Genomic DNA, 19,709 nt, shown 5'->3' on the forward strand with positions numbered 1-19,709 from the left:
GCTCACATCCTGAAGACGCCGTAGTTGACATCGGAAAGTGGCGCGTTGGCCGTCGCGGACAGCGCGAGGCCGAGCACCGTGCGGGTGTCCGCCGGGTCGATCACGCCGTCGTCCCACAGCCGCGCCGTCGAGTAGTACGGGCTGCCCTGCGCCTCGTACTGCTCGCGGATCGGGTCCTTGAAGGTCTCTTCGTCCTCCGTGGACCACTCGCCGCCGCGGGCCTCGATGGCGTCGCGCCGGACGGTCGACAGCACCGAAGCCGCCTGCTCGCCGCCCATCACCGAGATCCGCGCGTTCGGCCACATCCACAGGAAGCGGGGCGAGTACGCGCGGCCGCACATCGAGTAGTTGCCCGCGCCGAACGAGCCGCCGATGACGACTGTCAGCTTCGGCACCCGGGCGCAGGCCACCGCGGTGACCATCTTCGCGCCGTGCTTGGCGATGCCGCCGGCTTCGTAGGCCTTGCCGACCATGAAACCGGTGATGTTCTGCAGGAACAGCAGCGGGATGGAGCGTTTGTCGCACAGCTCGATGAAGTGCGCGCCCTTCATCGCGGACTCGGCGAACAGGACGCCGTTGTTCGCGATGATGCCGACGGGGTGGCCGTGGATCCGGGCGAACCCGGTGACCAGCGTCGAGCCGTACTCCTTCTTGAACTCGCCGAACCGGCTGCCATCGACGATCCTGGCGATGACCTCGCGGACGTCGTAGGGCACGCGCGGATCGGTCGGGACGACGCCGTAGAGCTCGTTCGGATCGGCGACGGGCGCCTCCGTCGGGAGGACGTCCCACGGGCGCGGCGCGCGCGGGCCCAAAGTAGACACGATCGAGCGAACAATGCGCAGAGCGTCCGCGTCGTCTTCGGCCAAGTGGTCGGTGACGCCCGACTGACGCGAATGGACGTCTCCGCCGCCGAGCTCCTCGGCCGTGACGACCTCGCCCGTCGCGGCCTTCACCAGTGGCGGGCCGCCGAGGAAGATCGTGCCCTGATTGCGCACGATGACCGCTTCGTCGCTCATCGCCGGGACGTACGCGCCGCCCGCGGTGCAGGATCCGAGCACCGCGGCGATCTGCGGGATACCGCGCGCGGACATCGTGGCCTGGTTGTAGAAGATCCGGCCGAAGTGCTCACGATCCGGGAAGACCTCGTCCTGCCTCGGCAGGAACGCGCCGCCGGAGTCCACCAGGTAGACACACGGCAGATTGTTGTGCAGCGCGACCTCTTGCACGCGCAGGTGCTTCTTGACCGTCAGCGGGTAGTACGTGCCGCCCTTGACCGTGGCGTCGTTGGCGACGATCACGCATTCACGGCCCGAGACCCGCCCGATCCCGGTGATGATCCCGGCCGACGGCGCCTCGTCGTCGTACAGTCCGGTGGCGGCCAGCGGGGACAGCTCCAGGAACGGTGAACCCGGGTCGAGGAGGGTGTCGACCCGGTCGCGTGGCAGGAGCTTCCCTCGCTCGACGTGGCGGATCCGGGACTTCTCCGGGCCGCCGAGCCGGGCCGCGGCGAGACGCTTGCGCAGGTCCTCGACCAGCTCGGCGTGGGAGATGACACCGCGGGCGTATTCGTCGCTGCCGGGGTCTGCGGAAGTGCTCAGTACGGGTGTGTCCATGGCTCCTCGTCGCCAAGTTAGCCGTCGTTAACTCGCGCCGTCAGGTTAACGCCCACTAACCTCACTTGTCCACCAGGCCCGGGGGCTGAAGGACGCCATACCCGCGTCAGACGCGACGAAGGGGCCCTTCACCGCGCGCAATGCGGTGAAAGGCCCCTTCAGCCCTCGCAGGAGAAATCAGCCGATCGCGGAGACCAGCGGGTTGTAGTAGCCACCACGCTGGCCGGTGGCCGTCGGGTGGTACGAGTTCACGATCGGCCAGGTGAGGCTGTGCAGGTAGTCGTCGGCCGACGAACAGATGTTGTGCCCGGTGAAGGCACTCCGCACGTCGACGAACTTCGCGCCGTTCGCCGAGGCACGGGCCGAGAGCACCGACGCCAGCGCGTCGGAACCCGAGTTGATCGCCGAGCGCTTGGTGTCGCTCAGCCCGACCGAGCACGAACCCGGCACCGTGTAGAAGCGCGGGTAACCGAGGACGACCAGCTTCGCGTTGGGCGCCTTCGACTTGATCTTGCTGTAGACGTTGTTCAGCAGCCCGGGAAGCGTGTTGTTCACGTAGGTCTTCGCGGTGTTGACCCGGTTGACGCAGGTCTGGTCGCTGCCGGTGGTGCAGCTGGTCATGACGTCGGCGAACCCGGCGTCGTTGCCGCCGACCGAGACCGTCACCAGCGTGGCGCCGGAGGTGACGTTCGCGATCTGGTTGAGGACGTCGCCGGTGCGCGCCCCCGAGCACGCGACGAACTTGAAGGTGGTCCCAGCGTGGGCGTTGGCCCACAGCTGGGGGTAGGAATTGGTACTGCGCATGCAGTCGCCCGAGTTCCCGTAGCTGCCGGCACCGACGCCGGACGAGTACGAGTCACCGAGCGCCACGTAGTTGGTCGCCGCTTGGGCGGTGCCCGCGAGACCGAGCGTGGCGAGGACAGCGACCCCCAGGGCCGCACCTAAACGAGTGAAGGAAAGTGCTTTGATCCGAGCAGGGACGGACATGGTCACTCCTTTGTGACAAGTTAACGAGTCACAGCATTACCAGGTGGTAGCCCCACGCAAAAGGGTCATTTCCCCAGGTAACCCGCTTGGCTCAGGCTGGAAGTACGGCTGCGTGTTAGCGCTCGCTAACACACGGCCCTAATATGGCCAGATGCCGGCGAACCCCACCCCACTCGTGAACGGCGAGAAGGCGAACAGGCGCGAACAGATCATGGCCGCCGCCGCGGAGCTCTTCGCCCACCACGGCTTCCACGGCGTCGGCATCGACGACATCGGCGCGGCCGTCGGCATCTCCGGCCCGGCGCTGTACCGGCATTTCCGCAGCAAGGACGCCATCCTCGGCGAGATGCTGAACTCGATCAGCCGCTACCTCCTCGACGGTGGGACGGCCAGGGCGAGCCAGCGGGACGAGCCGGGCGAGGTTCTCGAAGCACTGGTGAATTTTCACGTGGACTTCGCGCTCGCGCATCCCGCGTTGATCACCGTCCAAGAGCGCAACCTCGCCAATCTCACCGACAGTGACCGCAAGCAGGTCCGCGCCATGCAGCGCCAGTACGTCGAGGTCTGGGTGCGCGCGATCAGCGACGCCGTCCCCGGCATCGGCGAGCGGCAGGCGCGCTCGGCGGCGCACGCGGTCTTCGGGTTGATCAACTCGACGCCGTACAACCGCCATCTCGGTGACAGCGAACTGGCCGAGATGCTCTGCCGTCTCGCGCTGGGTGCACTGCACGCCGCGATGTGACCACGTCCGGGTTTCGGCCTGTCCCCACTTTTCCGTCCTCTGGTGTTTGATAGGCACGTGGAGCCGGACAGGAGCGAGTACGAGCGGAGGCTCGTCGAAAAGGCGCAGCGTGCGCTCGTGGCGATCAGCCTCGGGGAGGACGCCGAGGCGCTCGACGAGCTCACTCCGACCGCCGTCGAGCCCCGGGCCCGCTCGGAAGAGACCAAAGAGCTCGTGATGATGCTCTTCGGCGAATGCAGCGCCATGGTGTCGACGCTGGGTGATGGAGGAAGTGCGCCGGTCAAGGTGCAGGTGTTCGACGAGGACGGTGAAGAGGTCTCGATCGATCAGGCGGATCCGCCCGTGCGGACGGCCGTGCGCACCCTGCTCGCCGAAGTGCACGGCAACAGCGAGGCCGCGCAGGAGCAGGTCGAGATCGCGCTCGCCAACGCCGCACCGGACGAGGTGGACAGCCTGGTGCTGCAGGCGCTGCGCTGGACGATCCGGCTGTCGGCGGAATGCCTGGACCGGGATCTGCCGGTGGCGCCCTGGATTTCGGACGCTGTCGCGGACTAGGGCGGTCGCTCAGTGGCCGCTTGCGAGTACATGAAGGACCCCTTCCTTGCGCTAGGCGCAAGGAAGGGGTCCTTCATGTACTTGGCGGAGCCCGGAAGGCGTCGCTAGCCGAGCAGGAGTTTCACCAGCCGCGCGATCTGGTCGGTCTCGATCAGGAACGAGTCGTGCCCGTAGGGCGAGCCGATGACGGCGAATTCCGCCCCGGCGACCCCGTCCGCGATCGCCTGCGACTGGTACAGCGGGTAGAGCCGGTCACTGTCCACTCCGGCGGCGACAGTGCGCGCGGTGATCCGGCCGAGCGCGTTCGCGACGCCGCCCCGGCCGCGGCCGACGTCGTGGGTGTTCATCGATTCGGTGAGCACCACGTAGCTGCCGGCGTCGAACCGGCGGGACAGCTTCCCGGCGTGGTGGTCCAAATAGGACTCGACGGCGAACCGGCCACCACGCAACGGGTCCTCTTCGTCCTGGTAGCGGCGGCCGAAGCGTTGCTCCAGCTCGGCTTCGCTGCGATAGGTCGCGTGCGCGATCCGGCGGGCGACACCGAGACCGGCGTGAGGGCCGCCGCCGGGGACGTCGTAGTAGTCGCCGCCGTGCCAGCCCGGATCGGAGCGGATGGCGTGCAGTTGCGGCGCGGCCCAGGCGATCTGGTCCGCCGACGCCTGCGCCGTCGACGCGAGGACGAGCAGTGCGGCGACCCTGCCGGGCTCGCTCACCGCCCATTCCAGCGCCCGCATCCCGCCCATGGAACCGCCGAGCACCGCGGCCCACCGGCCGATGCCCAGCGCGTCGGCCAGGACGACCTCGGCGGCCACTTGGTCCCGGACGGTCACGGCGGGAAACCTGCCACCCCAGGGACTTCCGTCCGGATGCGACGAGGACGGGCCGGTCGAGCCCTGGCAGCCGCCGAGCACATTCGGGACCACGACGAAGAAAGCGTCGGTGTCGATCGCCTTGCCCGGTCCGATCAGGCCGTCCCACCAACCAGGGCTGACGTGGCCTTCCTCCGCTGGTCCGACGGCGTGGCTGTCCCCGGTGAGCGCGTGCTCGACGAGGATCGCGTTGGAGGCGCGCGAATTCAGTGTCCCCCAGGTCTCGTAGGCGAGCGTGAACGGGATTTCGCCCCCGGTTTCGAGCGGCTGGACGCCGGTGACGAACCGGCGACGGCCGGGCGGGTCCCCCTCCCGCCACGCACCGGTGGCGGGAGGGGGATCGGGAGCCTGGGTCACAGAGCCGCCTTGGCCGCCCGGAATCCGGCCTCGAGGTCGGCCTTGAGGTCCTCGACTCCTTCCAGCCCGACGGCGAGCCGCACGAGGCCCGGCGTGACACCGCTGGATGCCTGCTCCTCCGGCGTCAGCTGGCTGTGCGTCGTCGAGGCGGGGTGCACGATCAGGCTGCGCACGTCGCCGATGTTGACCAGCTGGCTGTGCAGTTCCGTACCGTCCACAAAGGCCCGTCCGGCCTCGACACCGCCGCGCAGGTCGAACGACAGCACGGCGCCGGCGCCCTTCGGCAGGTATTTCTTCGCGGCCTCGTGGAACGGGCTCGACGGCAGCCCGGCGTAGTACACCTTCTCGACCTCGTCGCGCTGCTCCAGCCATTCGGCCAGCGCCTGCGCGTTGGACACGTGCCGCTCCAAGCGCAGCGACAGCGTCTCGATCCCTTGCAGGATCAGGAAACTGTTCAGGGGCGCGATCGCGGCACCGGTGTCACGCAGGATCTGGACGCGGGCCTTGGCGGCGAACGCGCCGGGGCCGAGCGCCTCCCAGTACTTGAGACCGTGATAGCTCGGGTCGGCCTCGTTGAAACCGGGGAACCGCGCGGGGTCCTTGCCGAAGTCGAACGTTCCGCCGTCGACCAGCACACCGGCGACCGTGGTGCCGTGGCCGCCGAGGTACTTGGTCGCCGAGTGGACCACGATGTCGGCGCCGTGCTCGATCGGGCGGACGAGGTACGGGGTCGGCACGGTGTTGTCCACGACCAGCGGGACCCCGACCTCGTGCGCGGCGTCGGCGACCTTGCGGATGTCGAGGACGTTGCTGCCCGGGTTGGCCAGGGTCTCGGCGAAGAACAGCTTGGTGTTGGGCCGGGCCGCGGCCTTCCACTGCTCGATGTCGTCCTGGTCCTCGACGAACGAGACCTCGATGCCGAGTTTCGGCAGCGTGTAATGGAAAAGGTTGTAGGTGCCGCCGTAGAGCGCCGGGCTGGAGACGAAGTGGTCACCCGCGTTCGCGAGGTTGAGGATGGCCGCCGTCGTGGCCGCGCTCCCGGAGGCGAAGGCCAGCGCCGCGACACCGCCTTCGAGCGCGGCGAGGCGCTGCTCCAGCACGTCCTGCGTGGGGTTGTTGATCCGCGTGTAGATGTTGCCCGGCTCAGCGAGACTGAAGAGGTCGGCGCCGTGCTGGCTGTCGCGGAACACGTACGAGGTGGTCTGGTAGATCGGGGTCGCCCGCGCGCCGGTGGCGGTGTCCGGCGCCGCACCCGCGTGGATCTGCTTGGTCTCGAACGACCATCCGTCCGCGCTCATCGCGATTCTCCTAGCGGTTCAAGGGTTTCGGCTGTTGCCACCGAAGTTAGCTCCGCCGAACGGAGCACCCAACCGCTCTCAGGACGTGGGATGCCGCCCCGAAAGGGCGAACCGATTGCCCTCCGAATCGGTGAACATCGCCCACCAGCCCCACGACCCACTTGCCCCCGTCGTCACCGTAGGGCGCGTCGGTGGTGACCTCCGAATCCGGCGACCTCGGTCCAGAACTTCTTCGCCCGTTCTTGATCGCTCACCTCGACGACGATCTTGTGCACGACTCGAATCGCCACCGCCGGCCGCGGTGTTCGCGGGCGCCCGGGTGGAGGCGCCGGTCGAGGAGATGTTCTTCGGCGAGCGCTACGGCCGGATCGTCGATCCCGACGGACACCGCTGGGCGCTGACGACCAAACGTGAGCGGTTCACGCCCGAGGACATCGACGCCAGGACACCGCGCGAGGTCTGACGTGTGCGGCGGTCCCACCTGCTGGACAATCGCACCATGGTTTCCGTACGCAGTGTCGTCGACCGGGTGGGACCGACGCTGTTGCACGCCCTTCAGGTCCCCGAGGAGTCCCCCGCCGTCGGCGACGTCGTCATCGCCGAACCCGGCAACTCCCTCGCCGCGGGCGACCTCGTCCTCGGCGTCGCGATCACCGAAACCGCGGACGCCGCGGAACTCGTCAAGCACAGCGCGGCCAAAGGCGCCGCCGCCGTCCTGCTGAAGCCGCCGCTCGCGGCGAAACCGTCGGTGAAGCGGGCGGCGAAGTCGGCGGACATCGCGTTGATCGAAGTGCGGTCGGCGACGTCGTGGGCCCAGCTCGTCTGGCTGCTCAGGACGGTTCTCGACGCGCTGGCCGACGAGTCGGACGCCCTGGAGGACGGCGGCGGCCCCGGTTCCGGCGACCTGTTCCGGCTCGCGGACGCCGTCGCTTCGGTGGTCGACGCGCCGGTGACGATCGAGGACACCAACTCGCGGGTGCTCGCCTACTCGGCCCGCCAGGACCTGACCGACTCGGCGCGCGTGTCCACGATCATGGGCCGCCGCATTCCCGACGACGTGCTCGCGCGGTTCCGGTCGCGGGGGGTGTTCCGCGAGCTTTCCCGTGGGCGGCAAACGATCTTCGTGCCCGCCCAGCGCGACGGCACCCTGCCCCGGCTCATCGTGCCGATCAGGATGGGCGGCGAGCTGCTGGGGTCGATGTGGGCGGTCGTCGCGGGCCCGGTCTCCGACGAACGCGCGGCCGCGTTCGCCGACGCGGCGCCCGTCGTCGCGCTGCACCTGCTGCGCCGTCGCGCGCACACCGATTCCCAGCGCCGGGTCTCGGCCGAGCTCCTGCGTGCCGTACTCGAAGGGAAAGCCAGCCCGCGCAAGGCGATCGCGGAACTGGACCTGTCCGAGGAGCCGCACCGCGTCGTCGTCATCGAGGTCTCCGGCGGCGACGGGCGCGACGACGAAGGGCTGCGGCTCGCCCTTCTCGAACGGATCTCGCAGGGTGTCGGCAGGCGGCCGGTGGCCACCGAACTCGGTGGCGTGCTCTACGCCGTCGTCCCGGACGGCGACAGCTGGGGCGAACTCCGGGCCGCGCTCGAAGCCCTGCCGTCGTCGAGGAAGGGCGGGACCCCGCGGGCGGCCGCGGGCTCGGCCTGCGAAATCGGCGAGCTCGCGACATCGCGGGTCCAGGCCGACGAGGCGCTGAGCCTGCTCCGCGCGAAGCTCGTTCCCGGCCGTGTCGTGGTCTTCGACGAGGCGTGGACGGCCCTTTCACTGCACCGCGGAGCGACGGCGGCGAGTACGGCGAAGGTCGCCGAGCTCGGCCCGCTCGGCCTGTTACGCGCGCACGACGAAGCCCACGAAAGCGGCTACGTCGACACGCTCTACCAATGGCTGAGGCATCCCGGCGACCCGCGCGCGGCCGCGAAAGAACTTCGGATCCATCCCAACACCTTGCGATACCGCATGCGGCGGCTGCTCGACCTCGTCCCGCTGGATCTCGACGATCCCGACGTCCGGCTGGCGCTGATCACACAACTCGTTTCCCTGCGCTGGAGCTGATCGGCATTCCACGAGAAACTGTTCATTGACGAACACTTTGTAGCGCGACGAAACTGCGTGCAGACGTCATGAAAGGGTCTTTCAGGACGAAAAACGTCTTGAAAGACCCTTTCATGACATCCGACAGATTAGTGCGCGCTGGCGCGATATCCGTCCTCAATGGTCTGCCGTACCGCGGCGAGCAGATCGGCACCGGGGTAAAGCGGCAAAAGCACACCGGGGCCACCGTCGACCCGCAGCGCGGCTTCGTAGCCGTGCCCAGGGGTTTCGACCAGGCCGACGACGACATCAGCCGGATTGCCTTCGGTGTCGACGGTGCGGACACGCCGCTCCCGCCGCCAGTCCTGATTTGTCATGCGGAACAGAATGGCAGCTTACCGGCCAGTAAGATCAACATCTTGACTCGATCGTGCTGCATTTACCGTTTCGCAGGTTGCACGGCCGCGTCCACCCCCAGCGAACGCGGCCGTGCGTCATACCCGATAACCGAGGTCGTCGGCGACGAATCGCTTCGGCACCATCCGGAGCCAGACCGTCCCTTTGGCCTCGGGATCATCGTGCAGGTAAGAAAGAAAACGCGCATCCCATTTGTCCTCGTCGGACCCGAGGTACCGGCTCAGCAGCCGTCGTCCACGAGGGACGTCGAACGGCCGCACCTCCGCTTCACCTCGCGCGAGCACCTGCCGCACCAGGCCGGTGCCGACGTCACAGACGTCGACGGTCACCGCGATCGACGGTGCTTCGCGGACGAGACCGGCCAGCTTCGCCCACGGTCCGGCGAGGATCCAAAAGGCCCGGTCCTCCCAGAGATACCAGGTCGGGCGCACGGTCGGCCCGGCCGTGGCGACCCTGGCCGTCAGCGGACCGGCGAGGAATTCGTCGACGTCGAACATCAGATCTCGAGCACCGTCTTGCCGATCGCGCCCCGCGACTGCATGACCGCGTGCGCGTCCGCCGCCCTGGCGAGCGGGAACCGTTGGCCGATCACGGGTTTCAGCCGCCCGGCGGCGGCTTCGGCGAGCGCGGACCCGGTGAACGCCCGCATCTCGGCCGGTCCGCCGAGGTCCCGGATCACCGTGACCCCGCGCGCGGCGGCGTCCTCTTCGGGCACCTCCGTCCACGAACCACTCGACAGCCCGTAGATCAGCATCCGGCCGCCGGGCCTCAGCAGCCCGAACGACGTCGTCCCGATCTCGCCCCCGACCCCGTCGAACACGACGTCGACCTCGCCCGCCTTCGCCGCCCAGTCCGGCTCGCGGTAGTCGACAGCCAGATCGGCGCCGTGCTCCCGGACATGCTCGACCTTCGCCGGGCCTCCCGCCGCACCGACGACCTCGGCGCCCGCGGCCTTGGCGAGCTGGACGATCAGCCCGCCGACACCGCCCGCCGCGGCCTCGACCAGCACGCGCTCCCCCTGCCGGAGGCCCGCCGCCGTCACCAGCGCCGTCGCCGTGCGGCCGTCGGCGAGGATCGCCACCGCGGCGTCGAGGGCCAGGCCGTCCGGCACCTCGAAGACGGAATCGGCGGCGACAGCGACCCGTTCCGCGTACGCCCCGGAGCCGCCTGTCGAGGTCACGACGCGCTTCCCGACCAGGTCGAGGTCGACCCCGTCGCCGACAGCGCTGATCACGCCGCCGACACCATTGCCGGGGATCAGCGGCGGTTCGGCCCGGAACGGCCCGCCGCCGCCGGCGCGGAACTGCGTCTCGACGAACGTGATGTTGGCGAACGCCACCTCGACCAGCGCCTGGCCCGCCCCGGGGACCGGATCGGGAGCCTCGCCCGCGACGAGCACTTCGGGCCCGCCGAACTCTTTCAACCACACCGCTCTCATGTGACCCAAGGTGCAAGCTCGACTTGACTGGAGGTCAAGCGATTGTGCCGGGAAAACCATGACCGGCTCTCAATATTGTCCCGGGCACACGATGACACCGCCGTCCGGGTACATCACCGTGAGTGGCAGCACTTGTCGTAGACCCCGCCGCTGGAGGCACTCCGTGCGTATCGCCGTCCCCCGTGAAATCAAGAGGCACGAGTACCGGGTGGCGCTCACCCCGGCGGGCGTGCACGAACTGACCGGGCGCGGCCACGACGTCTTCGTCGAGACCGGCGCCGGCCTCGGCTCGTCCATCACCGACGAGGAGTACCTCGCCGCGGGCGCGAAGATCCTCGCGACGGCGGAGGAGACCTGGTCCGAGGGCGAGCTCGTGCTCAAGGTCAAGGAGCCGATCGCCGAGGAGTACCCGCGGCTGCGCGCCGACCAGGTGCTGTTCACCTACCTGCACATCGCCGCGGACCGGCCGCTGACCGACGCGCTGCTGGCCGCGGGCACCACCGCGATCGCCTACGAGACCGTGCAGACCCCGAACCGCGCGCTGCCGCTGCTGGCGCCGATGTCCGAGGTCGCCGGACGGCTGGCGCCGCAGGTGGGCGCGTACTCCCTGATGAAGCCCAGCGGGGGCCGCGGTGTGCTGCCCGGCGGCATCCCCGGTGTCCACCCGGCGCGCGTGGTCGTGATCGGCGGCGGTGTCGCCGGCATCAACGCGGCGCGGGTCGCGCTCGGCCTCGGCTCGGACGTCGAGATCCTCGACACCAACGTCGACCGCCTCCGCCAGATCGACAACGACTTCGGCGGCCGCATCCGCACGGTGACCTCGAACGCGCTGTCGGTCGAGCAGTCCGTGCTGGAGGCCGACATGGTCATCGGCGCGGTGCTCGTGCCCGGCGCGAAGGCGCCGAAGCTGGTCTCGAACGATCTCGTTTCGCGGATGCGTCCGGGCAGTGTGCTGGTGGACATCGCGATCGACCAGGGCGGCTGCTTCGCCGACTCGCGGCCGACCACGCACGACGAGCCGACCTACAAGGTCCACGAGTCGGTGTTCTACTGCGTCGCGAACATGCCGGGCGCGGTGCCCCGCACGTCGACCTACGGGCTGACCAACGTGACGCTGCCGTACGCCGTGCAGCTCGCGGACCACGGCTGGCACAAGGCGCTGCAGGCCGACGCTTCGCTGGCGAAGGGCCTCAACACGCACGCGGGCGCCCTGACCAACGCCCCTGTCGCGGCCGCGCACGGCCTGCCCGCCACCGATCTGGCCGCCGTCCTGGCCTGATCCCCCAAGCCACTCTCCTACGCGAGGGGCCTTTGCCACCCCAGTGGGCAAAGGTCCCTCGCTCCCAAGCACCACGAAGGCCCCTCGTTCACACGGGGGGGCCTTCAGCCTTTCGGGACCTAAAACACCGTTCAACCCCTCGGAACCGAGTAAACCTCGCGAACCGCCACCGACCGCACCGTGGGGTCTGGGGCTCGGGCCCCAGAAATAAGGGCGGCCCGCTCAACCAACCTGGGGGTCATTGGGAGCGGGCCGCCTCCTACATCGTAGGTAATAAGTCGCCGCCGCGCTGCATGGGGTTGCCATGTCTTCGGAATTACTTCTTCACAGACCACCCCGACAGTCGGTGATTTTCCGCGCTCTACGGCGCATATCCGGTAGTCAGCGGCCATTCGGCCCAGTTCCGGGTGCGCTGAGGGACGGAGTCGTCACCGCGTCGAACGTGACGAACGTCGCTTTCGACGGATTGACCCCTTCCGCGAGTGCGGACACACCCCGTGAGGCAGGATGTCGCGTGATCGGCCTTCGTCAACAAAAGGGGACGGTATGCACGACGGCAGTGGCCGCATCGCGGTGCAGAACCTGAGCAAGCAGTTCGGCGCGGTCAACGCGGTCCAGAATCTGAGCTTCACGGTGGAGCCCGGTTCGGTGACCGGCTTCCTGGGGCCCAACGGGGCCGGGAAGACCACGACGCTCCGGATGCTGCTCGGGCTGGTGACGCCCACGAACGGCACGGCGACCATCAACGGGCGCCCGCACGACCAGCTGGGGAATCCGGCAAGGGTCGTCGGTTCGGTGCTGGAGAACGAGGGTTTCCACCCGGGACGCACGGCACGGAATCACCTGCGCGTGTACGCGGCGGCGATCGGGATGCCGGATCAGCGCGTGGACGAGGTGCTGGGCCTGGTGGGCCTCTCGTCGGCGGCGGACCGCAAGGCGGGCGGGTTCTCGCTCGGTATGCGGCAGCGGCTGGCGCTGGCGACGGCGTTGCTGGGGAACCCGCAGGTGCTGGTGCTGGACGAGCCCACGAACGGTCTCGACCCCGAAGGCATCCTGTGGCTGCGGAACTTCCTGCGCGCGTATGCGCGTGAGGGGCGCACGGTGCTGGTCTCGAGCCACCTCCTGAACGAGGTGGAGCAGACGATCGACCAGGTCGTGATCATCAGCCAGGGCATGACGCGCTACAACGGCTCGCTGGACCAGTTGCGCAAGGGCAACCAGTCTCGCGTGCTGGTGCAGTCCGCCGACGCGAACGGCCTCGTCGCCGCGTTGCAGGAGGCGGGCATCACGCAGGTCTCGCCGATGCAGGACGGCCGGGTCGCGGTCTCCGGTGCGACGGTGCAGCAGATCGGTGACATCTCCGCCAAGGCGAGCATCGCGGTCTACGGCATGCAGGAGGAGACAGCGGATCTGGAGCGGATGTTCTTCCAGCTGACGCAGGGCCAGTACTCCGCGCCGCAGCCCGGTTTCCAGCAGCAGGGCCCGCCGCCGGGCTACCAGGGTCCGCCCCCGGGTTATCAGGGCCCGCCGCCCGGATATCAGGGTCCGCCTCCCGGCTACGCGCCCCAGAACACCGCTGCACCGAACACGCCGCCGCCCGGTTTCGCGCCTCCGCAGCAGTACCAGCAGCAGGGTCAGCCGCCGCAGCAACAGCAGCAGTACCAGCAGGCGCCGCCTCAGCAGCAGGCGCCGCAGCAGGGCCAGAACGAGGGCTGGGGAGGCCAGGGCTGATGGGCAACCTGATCAAGGCGGAGTTCCGCAAGACGCTCACGCTCAAGGCGTGGTGGGCGCTGATGATCCCCGCGGTGGTCTTCGCGTTCGCGTTCGCCCTGTTCTGGGGCATGGTCACGAACGACTTCAGTGACTTCCTCGGCCGCTCGGACACCCGTGAGCTGACCGAAGCGCTCGGCATCTCGACCGGCGCGCTGCCCGTCGGCCTGCTCGCCCTCGGACACGGCATCAACATCGGCACGATGATCCCGATCATCTTCGGTGTCTTCGCCCTTGCAGGCGAGTACACGAAGAAGACGATCACCACGACGTTCCTCACCGCCCCGAACCGGGTTTCGGCGTTGAGCGCGAAAATGATCACCTACGTCGCGTGGGGCGCGATCTACGGCGTGATCATCGTGGCCGCGGCGAGCCTCGGCACCGTGATCACGGTCGACAGCGAGCGCCTGCCCACGGCGGGCCAGTGGCTGGGTGTGCTCGGCGCCGGTGTCCTCGCGACGATCCTGGCGACCCTGTTCGGCATCGGGGTCGGCGCCGTATGGCGCAGCGTGATCGGCAGCATCATCACGCTGACCATCTGGATGCTCGTGGTCGAGAACGTCCTGGTGTTCGTGTCCTTCGGCGCCTGGGACATCACGTGGCTGGGCGGAGTCCTGCCGAACGGCACGGTCAACGGCATCGTGGGCGCCATCGGCGCGGAGGCGTTCGGCGCCGCCGGCGTGAAGGTGCCCGGCCTGCAGGACGAGACGGCGTGGGCGCTCCAGTACGCGGCGGGTGCGCCCGGCGCGTTCTCGTGGTGGGCCTCGGCGCTCATCTTCTTCGGCTGGACGATGGTCTTCTTCCTCGCCGGCTGGGCCGTGAACCAGAAGAAGGACATCACCTGATTTATCGCGCGCTGACGTAAACGTGCCGAAGGGGCGTCGGACCGCTTCAACCTGCGGGTTGGGTGGGAAGGCGCCCCTTCATCACGTTTACGTGGGCCTTCGGCCCGAAAGAGGGCGCGCGACGGGTGAAGTCTCCGTCGGGCGCGGGGCGCCCTTGGGGAGACCGTTCTGGGGCGTCGACGTAGGTCACCCTTTCGCTGGACGTGCGGCACTTGGTCCGCGGACGTGGGCTACCTCACCACCGGGCGTGCGGCACTCGCTCTGCCGACCGTGGGCTATCGCCCCGCTCTCCATGGATCACGTCTCGCTGGACGTGGGTCACCTTCCCTCTCGGCGTGGGGCACGGCTCCACCACGTGTGACGTGAAGGGTCCTTTCCTTGCGAAATTTGCAAGGAAAGGACCCTTCATGGCGTTCGGCCCTCCGCGAACCGGCCGATCATGTCGGTGGGGCCGCCTAGGCTGACGGGGTGACTACTGCTCCACCTCGTCCGCGTCAAGCCAGTCCGGCTCGTGAGACCACCCCCGCACCCGCCGGAGGCTGGATCCGCCGCCTGGCCGCTTCGTGCTGGAAACATCCGTGGCTGGTCGTACTGTCGCTGGGCGCGGCGATCATCGGCGTCGGACTGCAGGCCGCCGGACCGCTGCTGATCCGCGAGGCGCTCGACGGCGCCGTCGCGGGCGACACCTCCAACCTCGGCCTCCTCGCCGCCGTGATGGCGGTGCTGCAGGTGCTGACCTTCGGCAACGCCTTCGCCCGCCGGTACGTCGGCGGACGGCTGGCCCTCGACGTCCAGCACGATCTGCGCCGCCAGGTGTTCAACGCGGTCTCCCGGCTCGACGGCGGCAAGCAGGACGCGCTGCGCACCGGGCAGGTCGCCTCCCGCGCGATCTCGGACCTGCAACTGGTCACGTCGGTCCTGATGCAGGTGCCGCTCTCGGCGGGGTCGGTGATCTTCGCGCTCCTGTCGCTCGGCGCGATGCTGTGGATGTCGCCGACGCTGACCCTGATCGCGATGGTGGTCGCCCCGGCGATCGCGATCATCATGGCCGTGAGCCGGAAGCGGCTCTTCCCCGCGACCTGGGCGGCCCAGCAGCGCGCGGCCGACGTCGCGCAGCAGGTCGAGGAGACCGTCACCGGCGTACGCGTCGTGAAGGGCTTCGGTCAGGAAGCGCGCGAAGTCGCGAAGCTGGAGAAGACGGCGAAGAAGCTCTTCGCGGAACGCATGCGCGCGGCAAGGCTGTCCTCTTTGCCCACGGCGACGACAGCGGCACTGCCCGCGGCCGGTCAGGTCGCGGTACTGGCGGTCGGCGGCGTCCTGGCGCTGAAGGGCGAAGTCAGCCTCGGCACCTTCCTCGCCTTCGCGACCTATCTGTCCATCCTGATCGGCCCGGCGCGGATGATCTCGAGCCTCGTCGTCCAGGCCCAGCTGACCAGGTCGGGCGCGGAGCGGGTCAACGAACTGATCGACGCGCAGCCGGACGTCGTCGACAGCCCGGACGCGCGGCCGCTGCCCGATGGCCCTCTCGGCGTCCGGCTGGAGGACGTCTCCTTCGGCTACACGCGGTCGGATCCCGTGCTCGACGGGCTCACCCTGGCGGCACTGCCGGGCGAGACGCTCGCTCTGGTCGGCACGGCCGGTTCAGGCAAGTCGACGATCTCCTTGCTGCTGCCCCGGTTCTACGACGTGCACAGCGGTTCGGTCCAGGTCGGCGACCTCGACGTCCGCGACGTGCGGCAGCACGACCTGCGCAGCGTGATCGGCGTGGTCTTCGAGGAGGCGTTCCTCTTCTCCTCGTCGGTACGCGACAACATCGCCTACGGCAGGCCGGACGCGAGCGACGAGGAGATCCGCGCGGCCGCGCGGGCGGCGGAGGCGGACGAGTTCATCCAGCGGCTTCCCGACGGCTACGACACGCTCATCGGCGAGCGCGGCCTCACGTTGTCGGGCGGCCAGCGGCAGCGGCTCGGCCTGGCCAGGGCACTGATGACCGACCCGCGCGTACTGGTCCTCGACGACGCGACGTCCGCCATCGACACGGTCACCGAGGCCGCGATCCACGACACGCTGCGTTCGGTCACCGCGAGCCGGACGACCCTGCTGATCGCGCACCGCCGCTCCACCCTCGCCCTCGCCGACCGGATCGCCGTGCTGGACAAGGGCCACGTCGTCGACGTCGGCACCGAGGAAGAACTGCTGGCCCGCTGCCCGCTGTTCCGCGAACTCGTCGCAGGGCCGGGTGACGACGTCGAGGAACCGCATCGCTGCGAGGGTCTCGACTGCGGCCCCGCGGGGATCACCCCCGCCCTGTGGCCGGAGCAGGACAAGGCCGACGACCTGGCGGACGAGCGGAAGGGCACCGGCGGCGAGTGGGACGTCAACCTGCCGCCGAGCGAGGAACTCATCGAAGGCGTCCGGAAACTGCCACCCGCGAACGACGTCCCGGTGTTGCCGGGTACCGACGTCACCGCGCCCGAACCGAAGTTCCGCCTCGGCCGCCTGCTGAAACCGGTGCGCGGCCCGCTCGCCGTGGTGATCGGCCTGGTCGCGGCGGACGCGCTGGCCACCATCGCGATGCCCGCGCTGTACCAGTACGGCATCGACAACGGGGTGCGCGCCGGCGCGGAGGCGGTGATCTGGCTGGCCGCCGGGATCGGCGCGCTGGTGATCCTCGCGGACTGGCTGGTGATCTACCTCCAGACCAAGATGACCGCGCGCGTCGGCGAGACGGTGCTGTATTCGCTGCGCGTGCGCAGTTACGCCCATCTGCAACGGCTCGGGCTCGACTTCTACGAACGCGAACTGTCCGGGAAGATCATGACCCGGATGACGACCGACGTCGACGCGCTCTCGACGTTCCTGCAGACCGGCGTCGCGCAAGCGGTGGTGAGCGCGCTGACCCTGGTCGGGATCGCGGCGGCGCTGATGGTCACCGACCTCGGGCTGGCGGCGTACGCGCTCGCGGTGCTGCCGATCCTCGTCGTGGCGACGGTGATCTTCCGCCGGGCTTCGTCCAAGGCGTACACCGAAGCCCGGGAGCGGGTCAGCGTCGTCAACGCGGACATGCAGGAGAACGTGAACGGCCTGCGGGTCGCGCAGGCGTACACGCGCGAGGAGCGCACGGCGGAGAAGTTCGCGTCCCGAAGCGACGAGTACCGGCGTTCGAGGCTTCGCGCCCAGCGCCTTGTCGCGACGTACTTCCCTTTCGCGGCAATGCTTTCCGGACTGGCCGAGGTCGTCGTGCTGATCGTCGGCGCGAACCGGGTCGCGGCGGGCACGCTGTCTGCCGGTGTCCTGGTGGCGTTCCTGTTGTACCTCGGCCAGTTCTTCTCGCCGATCCAGCAACTGTCCTCGGTGTTCGACGGCTACCAGCAGGCACGGGTCGGCCTGTCGCGCATCGGCGATCTGCTGCGCACGCCGACTTCCGTCCCGGAGGCGGAGAAACCGGTCGCGGTCCCGGAGCGGCTGCGGGGAGAGGTCTCCTTCAAGGACGTCGATTTCGCTTACACCGCAATGGACGAGCCTGCCCTGACGCAGCTTTCACTGGAGGTCGCGCCCGGGGAGACCGTCGCCTTGGTCGGGGCGACAGGCGCCGGGAAGTCGACGGCGGTGAAGCTCGTCGCACGCTTCTACGACGCGACAGGCGGTGTGGTCCGGATCGACGGAACCGACATCCGCGAGTACGACCTCGCCGCCCTGCGCACCCGGATGGGCGTGGTGCCACAGGAAGCGCATCTGTTCTCGGGGACCGTCGCGGATAATGTGCGCTACGGCAGGCCTTCCGCGACGGACGCGGAGGTCGAGGAAGCGGTCCGGTCCGTCGGCGCGCTCGACGGTGTCGCCGCGCTCCCCGCCGGTTTCCACCAGCCCGTCGGTGAACGCGGACGGTCGCTTTCGGCCGGACAGCGACAACTCGTCGCCCTCGCCCGCGCCGAACTCGTGGACCCGGACGTCCTCCTGCTCGACGAGGCGACCGCGGCCCTGGACCCGTCCACCGAAGCCGCCGTCCTGCGCGCGACGGAACAACTCGCGCGCCGCCGCACGACTTTCGTGGTCGCGCACCGCCTCGCCACCGCCGCCAAGGCGGACCGGATCGTGGTGCTGGACCACGGCCGGATCATCGAACAGGGCACGCACACGGACCTGGTCGCCGCCGGCGGCCATTACGCGCGCCTTTGGTCTCTGGGCTGAGCGGGTCGTGAGTGGCGATTCGGACCGACGCGCCACCGCCGCCTCACCCACCTGAAGTACGTGAAGGCCCCCTTCATTGCGCTAGGCGCAATGAAGGGGGCCTTCACGTACTGCGGCAAAGTGCGAAGGGTAGGCAAGGGGCCCTTCACGGACCGCACCCGCTCTCGGCCCTAACCGCCGGCACCGCTCACGAGCCCGCGGTCGCGAGATCCAGCTGGAACTGAGCCCCCGGAGCCGTTGGTTCCCACCCGCGCTCCAGCGCCAGCCGGATCGCCCGTTCGACATCCGAAGGCAGCACCGCTTTCGACGGGACTCCCATGTAGTTCAACGGATGCGCATGATCCGTCTGGACCACCAGCACCGCACCCCGCGCGTCCTCGAGTTCCACCCCGTACGAAAGGAAATATCCGCCCTCTTGCGCATAGGTCGGCTTCCGTCGGATGTTCCACCGATAGACGGCCTCGTCGACCACGATCCGTCGCGACCCCTTACGCAACAATGCCATGGAGTCAGCATGCCCCGACGGGCAAGGGAATTTCGGTCGCGCAGGAACACCCCACCTGTCACGCCGAGCGGCAAAGGGAAGAAGAGACCCCGGCGCGCCTTCCTCTGGATGGCGTACCGCTGCGGCTGGGCCGCGAAGCCCGGCCAAGAGCGCGCGCTCGCCCTCGATCGCCATGTCGACAAATAGATCACCCGCGGCCATGCGCGAGATCGGCGCCCTGGTCGCGGCGAACCGCATCGAAGACGCCGAAGCGCTGCTAGCTGCTACCCCCAGAGCGCCCGTACCGGCTAAGGCCGCCACTTGAGGCCGCTCATCCCGGCGACCTCGACGTCCTGGGCCGAAGCCCACCGGAAGGTCCCGGGCCGGACGTGCACCCCGGCCGTCACCGCCCAGTCCGGCTCGTCGGGCTCGACGTGCTCCATCTCCTTGAAGTCGGCCAGCGTCGGCCACACCGCGAAGCACGAGTCGCACATCAGGACGACCTTGCCGGACTCGGTGACCAGTGGGCGCACACGCCCCTCGTCCCAGAACGACGGACACTCGTCCAGCCACATCGGCTGCCACCACCTCGCGGGCGATCGGCGGCCGGCACGACACCGGCCGCATCCTCCACCGAGCAAAACCCTCCGACGTGAACTCCAGGCTGTCCCGACACGACCACCTCGTCAATCTTTCACCACAAAACAGTGACCTGACCTGCACATACTGCGAAACGACAGCAAAGGTCCCCCGCTCCCCCGAACGGTCGCGAGCCGGTTGGCGGGGTGTCCGGGTTTCGATCTCTTGATCGAGACAGTGACCCATCGCC

The 19,709-nt window shown here is 69.0% G+C and carries 18 protein-coding genes; 9 read left to right on the plus strand and 9 right to left on the minus strand.

Annotated elements, in window-relative coordinates; all coding sequences use genetic code 11:
* Positions 1-2: 2 nt before the first annotated feature.
* Entirely contained in the window at positions 3-1,616 is a 1,614-nt protein-coding gene (locus ACZ6YV_RS07980) for a carboxyl transferase domain-containing protein (protein WP_465508924.1), read from the minus strand.
* Positions 1,617-1,793: 177 nt separating this feature from the next.
* Complete coding sequence (locus ACZ6YV_RS07985) at positions 1,794-2,603, minus strand: SGNH/GDSL hydrolase family protein (RefSeq protein WP_465508925.1); 810 nt, start codon at positions 2,601-2,603, stop codon at positions 1,794-1,796.
* Between the two features lie 151 nt (positions 2,604-2,754).
* On the opposite strand from ACZ6YV_RS07985, the gene ACZ6YV_RS07990 reads away from it, so the two are divergent.
* Positions 2,755-3,345: an SACE_7040 family transcriptional regulator gene (locus tag ACZ6YV_RS07990; RefSeq protein WP_465508926.1), complete on the plus strand. Its 591-nt coding sequence runs from the start codon at positions 2,755-2,757 to the stop codon at positions 3,343-3,345.
* 57 nt (positions 3,346-3,402) lie between these two features.
* The gene (locus ACZ6YV_RS07995; RefSeq protein ID WP_005150645.1) at positions 3,403-3,900 is read left to right on the plus strand and encodes a hypothetical protein; all 498 of its coding nucleotides are present in this window, start codon (positions 3,403-3,405) and stop codon (positions 3,898-3,900) included.
* Positions 3,901-4,004: 104 nt separating this feature from the next.
* Here ACZ6YV_RS07995 and metX read toward each other — a convergent pair whose 3' ends face one another.
* Complete coding sequence (gene metX / locus ACZ6YV_RS08000) at positions 4,005-5,126, minus strand: homoserine O-acetyltransferase MetX (protein WP_465508927.1); 1,122 nt, start codon at positions 5,124-5,126, stop codon at positions 4,005-4,007.
* Entirely contained in the window at positions 5,123-6,424 is a 1,302-nt protein-coding gene (locus ACZ6YV_RS08005) for a bifunctional o-acetylhomoserine/o-acetylserine sulfhydrylase (RefSeq protein WP_465508928.1), read from the minus strand. Before ACZ6YV_RS08005 ends, metX begins: the two co-directional genes overlap by 4 nt.
* A 301-nt stretch (positions 6,425-6,725) precedes the next feature.
* Here ACZ6YV_RS08005 and ACZ6YV_RS08010 point away from each other — a divergent pair, with 301 nt between their 5' ends.
* Complete coding sequence (locus ACZ6YV_RS08010) at positions 6,726-6,887, plus strand: hypothetical protein (protein ID WP_465508929.1); 162 nt, start codon at positions 6,726-6,728, stop codon at positions 6,885-6,887.
* A 36-nt stretch (positions 6,888-6,923) separates the two neighbouring features.
* Positions 6,924-8,477: a PucR family transcriptional regulator gene (locus ACZ6YV_RS08015; RefSeq protein WP_465508930.1), complete on the plus strand. Its 1,554-nt coding sequence runs from the start codon at positions 6,924-6,926 to the stop codon at positions 8,475-8,477.
* A 128-nt stretch (positions 8,478-8,605) separates the two neighbouring features.
* Here the strand turns inward: ACZ6YV_RS08015 and ACZ6YV_RS08020 are convergent, their stop codons facing one another.
* The 3 genes from ACZ6YV_RS08020 to ACZ6YV_RS08030 all read right to left on the minus strand — a co-directional run bounded on the left by ACZ6YV_RS08020 (position 8,606) and on the right by ACZ6YV_RS08030 (position 10,311).
* Positions 8,606-8,833 (minus strand): hypothetical protein, encoded by a 228-nt coding sequence (locus tag ACZ6YV_RS08020; protein ID WP_005150660.1) that lies wholly within the window; start codon positions 8,831-8,833, stop codon positions 8,606-8,608.
* 117 nt (positions 8,834-8,950) lie between these two features.
* A complete protein-coding gene (locus ACZ6YV_RS08025) occupies positions 8,951-9,370 on the minus strand; it encodes a pyridoxamine 5'-phosphate oxidase family protein (protein ID WP_465508931.1) in 420 nt (139 codons plus the stop codon).
* On the minus strand, positions 9,370-10,311 hold the full coding sequence (locus ACZ6YV_RS08030; protein WP_465508932.1) for a zinc-binding dehydrogenase: 942 nt from the start codon (positions 10,309-10,311) through the stop codon (positions 9,370-9,372). The genes ACZ6YV_RS08025 and ACZ6YV_RS08030 overlap by 1 nt, the downstream gene beginning before the upstream one ends.
* A 163-nt stretch (positions 10,312-10,474) precedes the next feature.
* Here ACZ6YV_RS08030 and ald point away from each other — a divergent pair, with 163 nt between their 5' ends.
* The 4 genes from ald to ACZ6YV_RS08050 all read left to right on the plus strand — a co-directional run bounded on the left by ald (position 10,475) and on the right by ACZ6YV_RS08050 (position 18,396).
* Positions 10,475-11,590, plus strand: coding sequence for an alanine dehydrogenase (gene ald, locus ACZ6YV_RS08035; RefSeq protein ID WP_465508933.1), 1,116 nt, complete (start codon positions 10,475-10,477; stop codon positions 11,588-11,590).
* A 546-nt stretch (positions 11,591-12,136) separates the two neighbouring features.
* Positions 12,137-13,321, plus strand: coding sequence for an ABC transporter ATP-binding protein (locus ACZ6YV_RS08040; RefSeq protein ID WP_465508934.1), 1,185 nt, complete (start codon positions 12,137-12,139; stop codon positions 13,319-13,321).
* Positions 13,321-14,205, plus strand: a complete 885-nt coding sequence (locus tag ACZ6YV_RS08045; protein ID WP_465508935.1) for an ABC-2 transporter permease — start codon at positions 13,321-13,323, stop codon at positions 14,203-14,205. Before ACZ6YV_RS08040 ends, ACZ6YV_RS08045 begins: the two co-directional genes overlap by 1 nt.
* 468 nt (positions 14,206-14,673) lie before the next feature.
* Positions 14,674-18,396 (plus strand): ABC transporter ATP-binding protein, encoded by a 3,723-nt coding sequence (locus ACZ6YV_RS08050; protein ID WP_465508936.1) that lies wholly within the window; start codon positions 14,674-14,676, stop codon positions 18,394-18,396.
* A gap of 187 nt (positions 18,397-18,583) precedes the next feature.
* Here ACZ6YV_RS08050 and ACZ6YV_RS08055 read toward each other — a convergent pair whose 3' ends face one another.
* The gene (locus ACZ6YV_RS08055) at positions 18,584-18,901 is read right to left on the minus strand and encodes a hypothetical protein (RefSeq protein ID WP_465508937.1); all 318 of its coding nucleotides are present in this window, start codon (positions 18,899-18,901) and stop codon (positions 18,584-18,586) included.
* A gap of 9 nt (positions 18,902-18,910) precedes the next feature.
* Here ACZ6YV_RS08055 and ACZ6YV_RS08060 point away from each other — a divergent pair, with 9 nt between their 5' ends.
* A complete protein-coding gene (locus ACZ6YV_RS08060; protein ID WP_465508938.1) occupies positions 18,911-19,087 on the plus strand; it encodes a DUF4291 family protein in 177 nt (58 codons plus the stop codon).
* Positions 19,088-19,188: 101 nt separating this feature from the next.
* Here the strand turns inward: ACZ6YV_RS08060 and ACZ6YV_RS08065 are convergent, their stop codons facing one another.
* Complete coding sequence (locus ACZ6YV_RS08065) at positions 19,189-19,455, minus strand: hypothetical protein (protein WP_465508939.1); 267 nt, start codon at positions 19,453-19,455, stop codon at positions 19,189-19,191.
* Positions 19,456-19,709: the final 254 nt, after the last annotated feature.

The organism is Amycolatopsis sp. NPDC102522, from assembly GCF_055584485.1.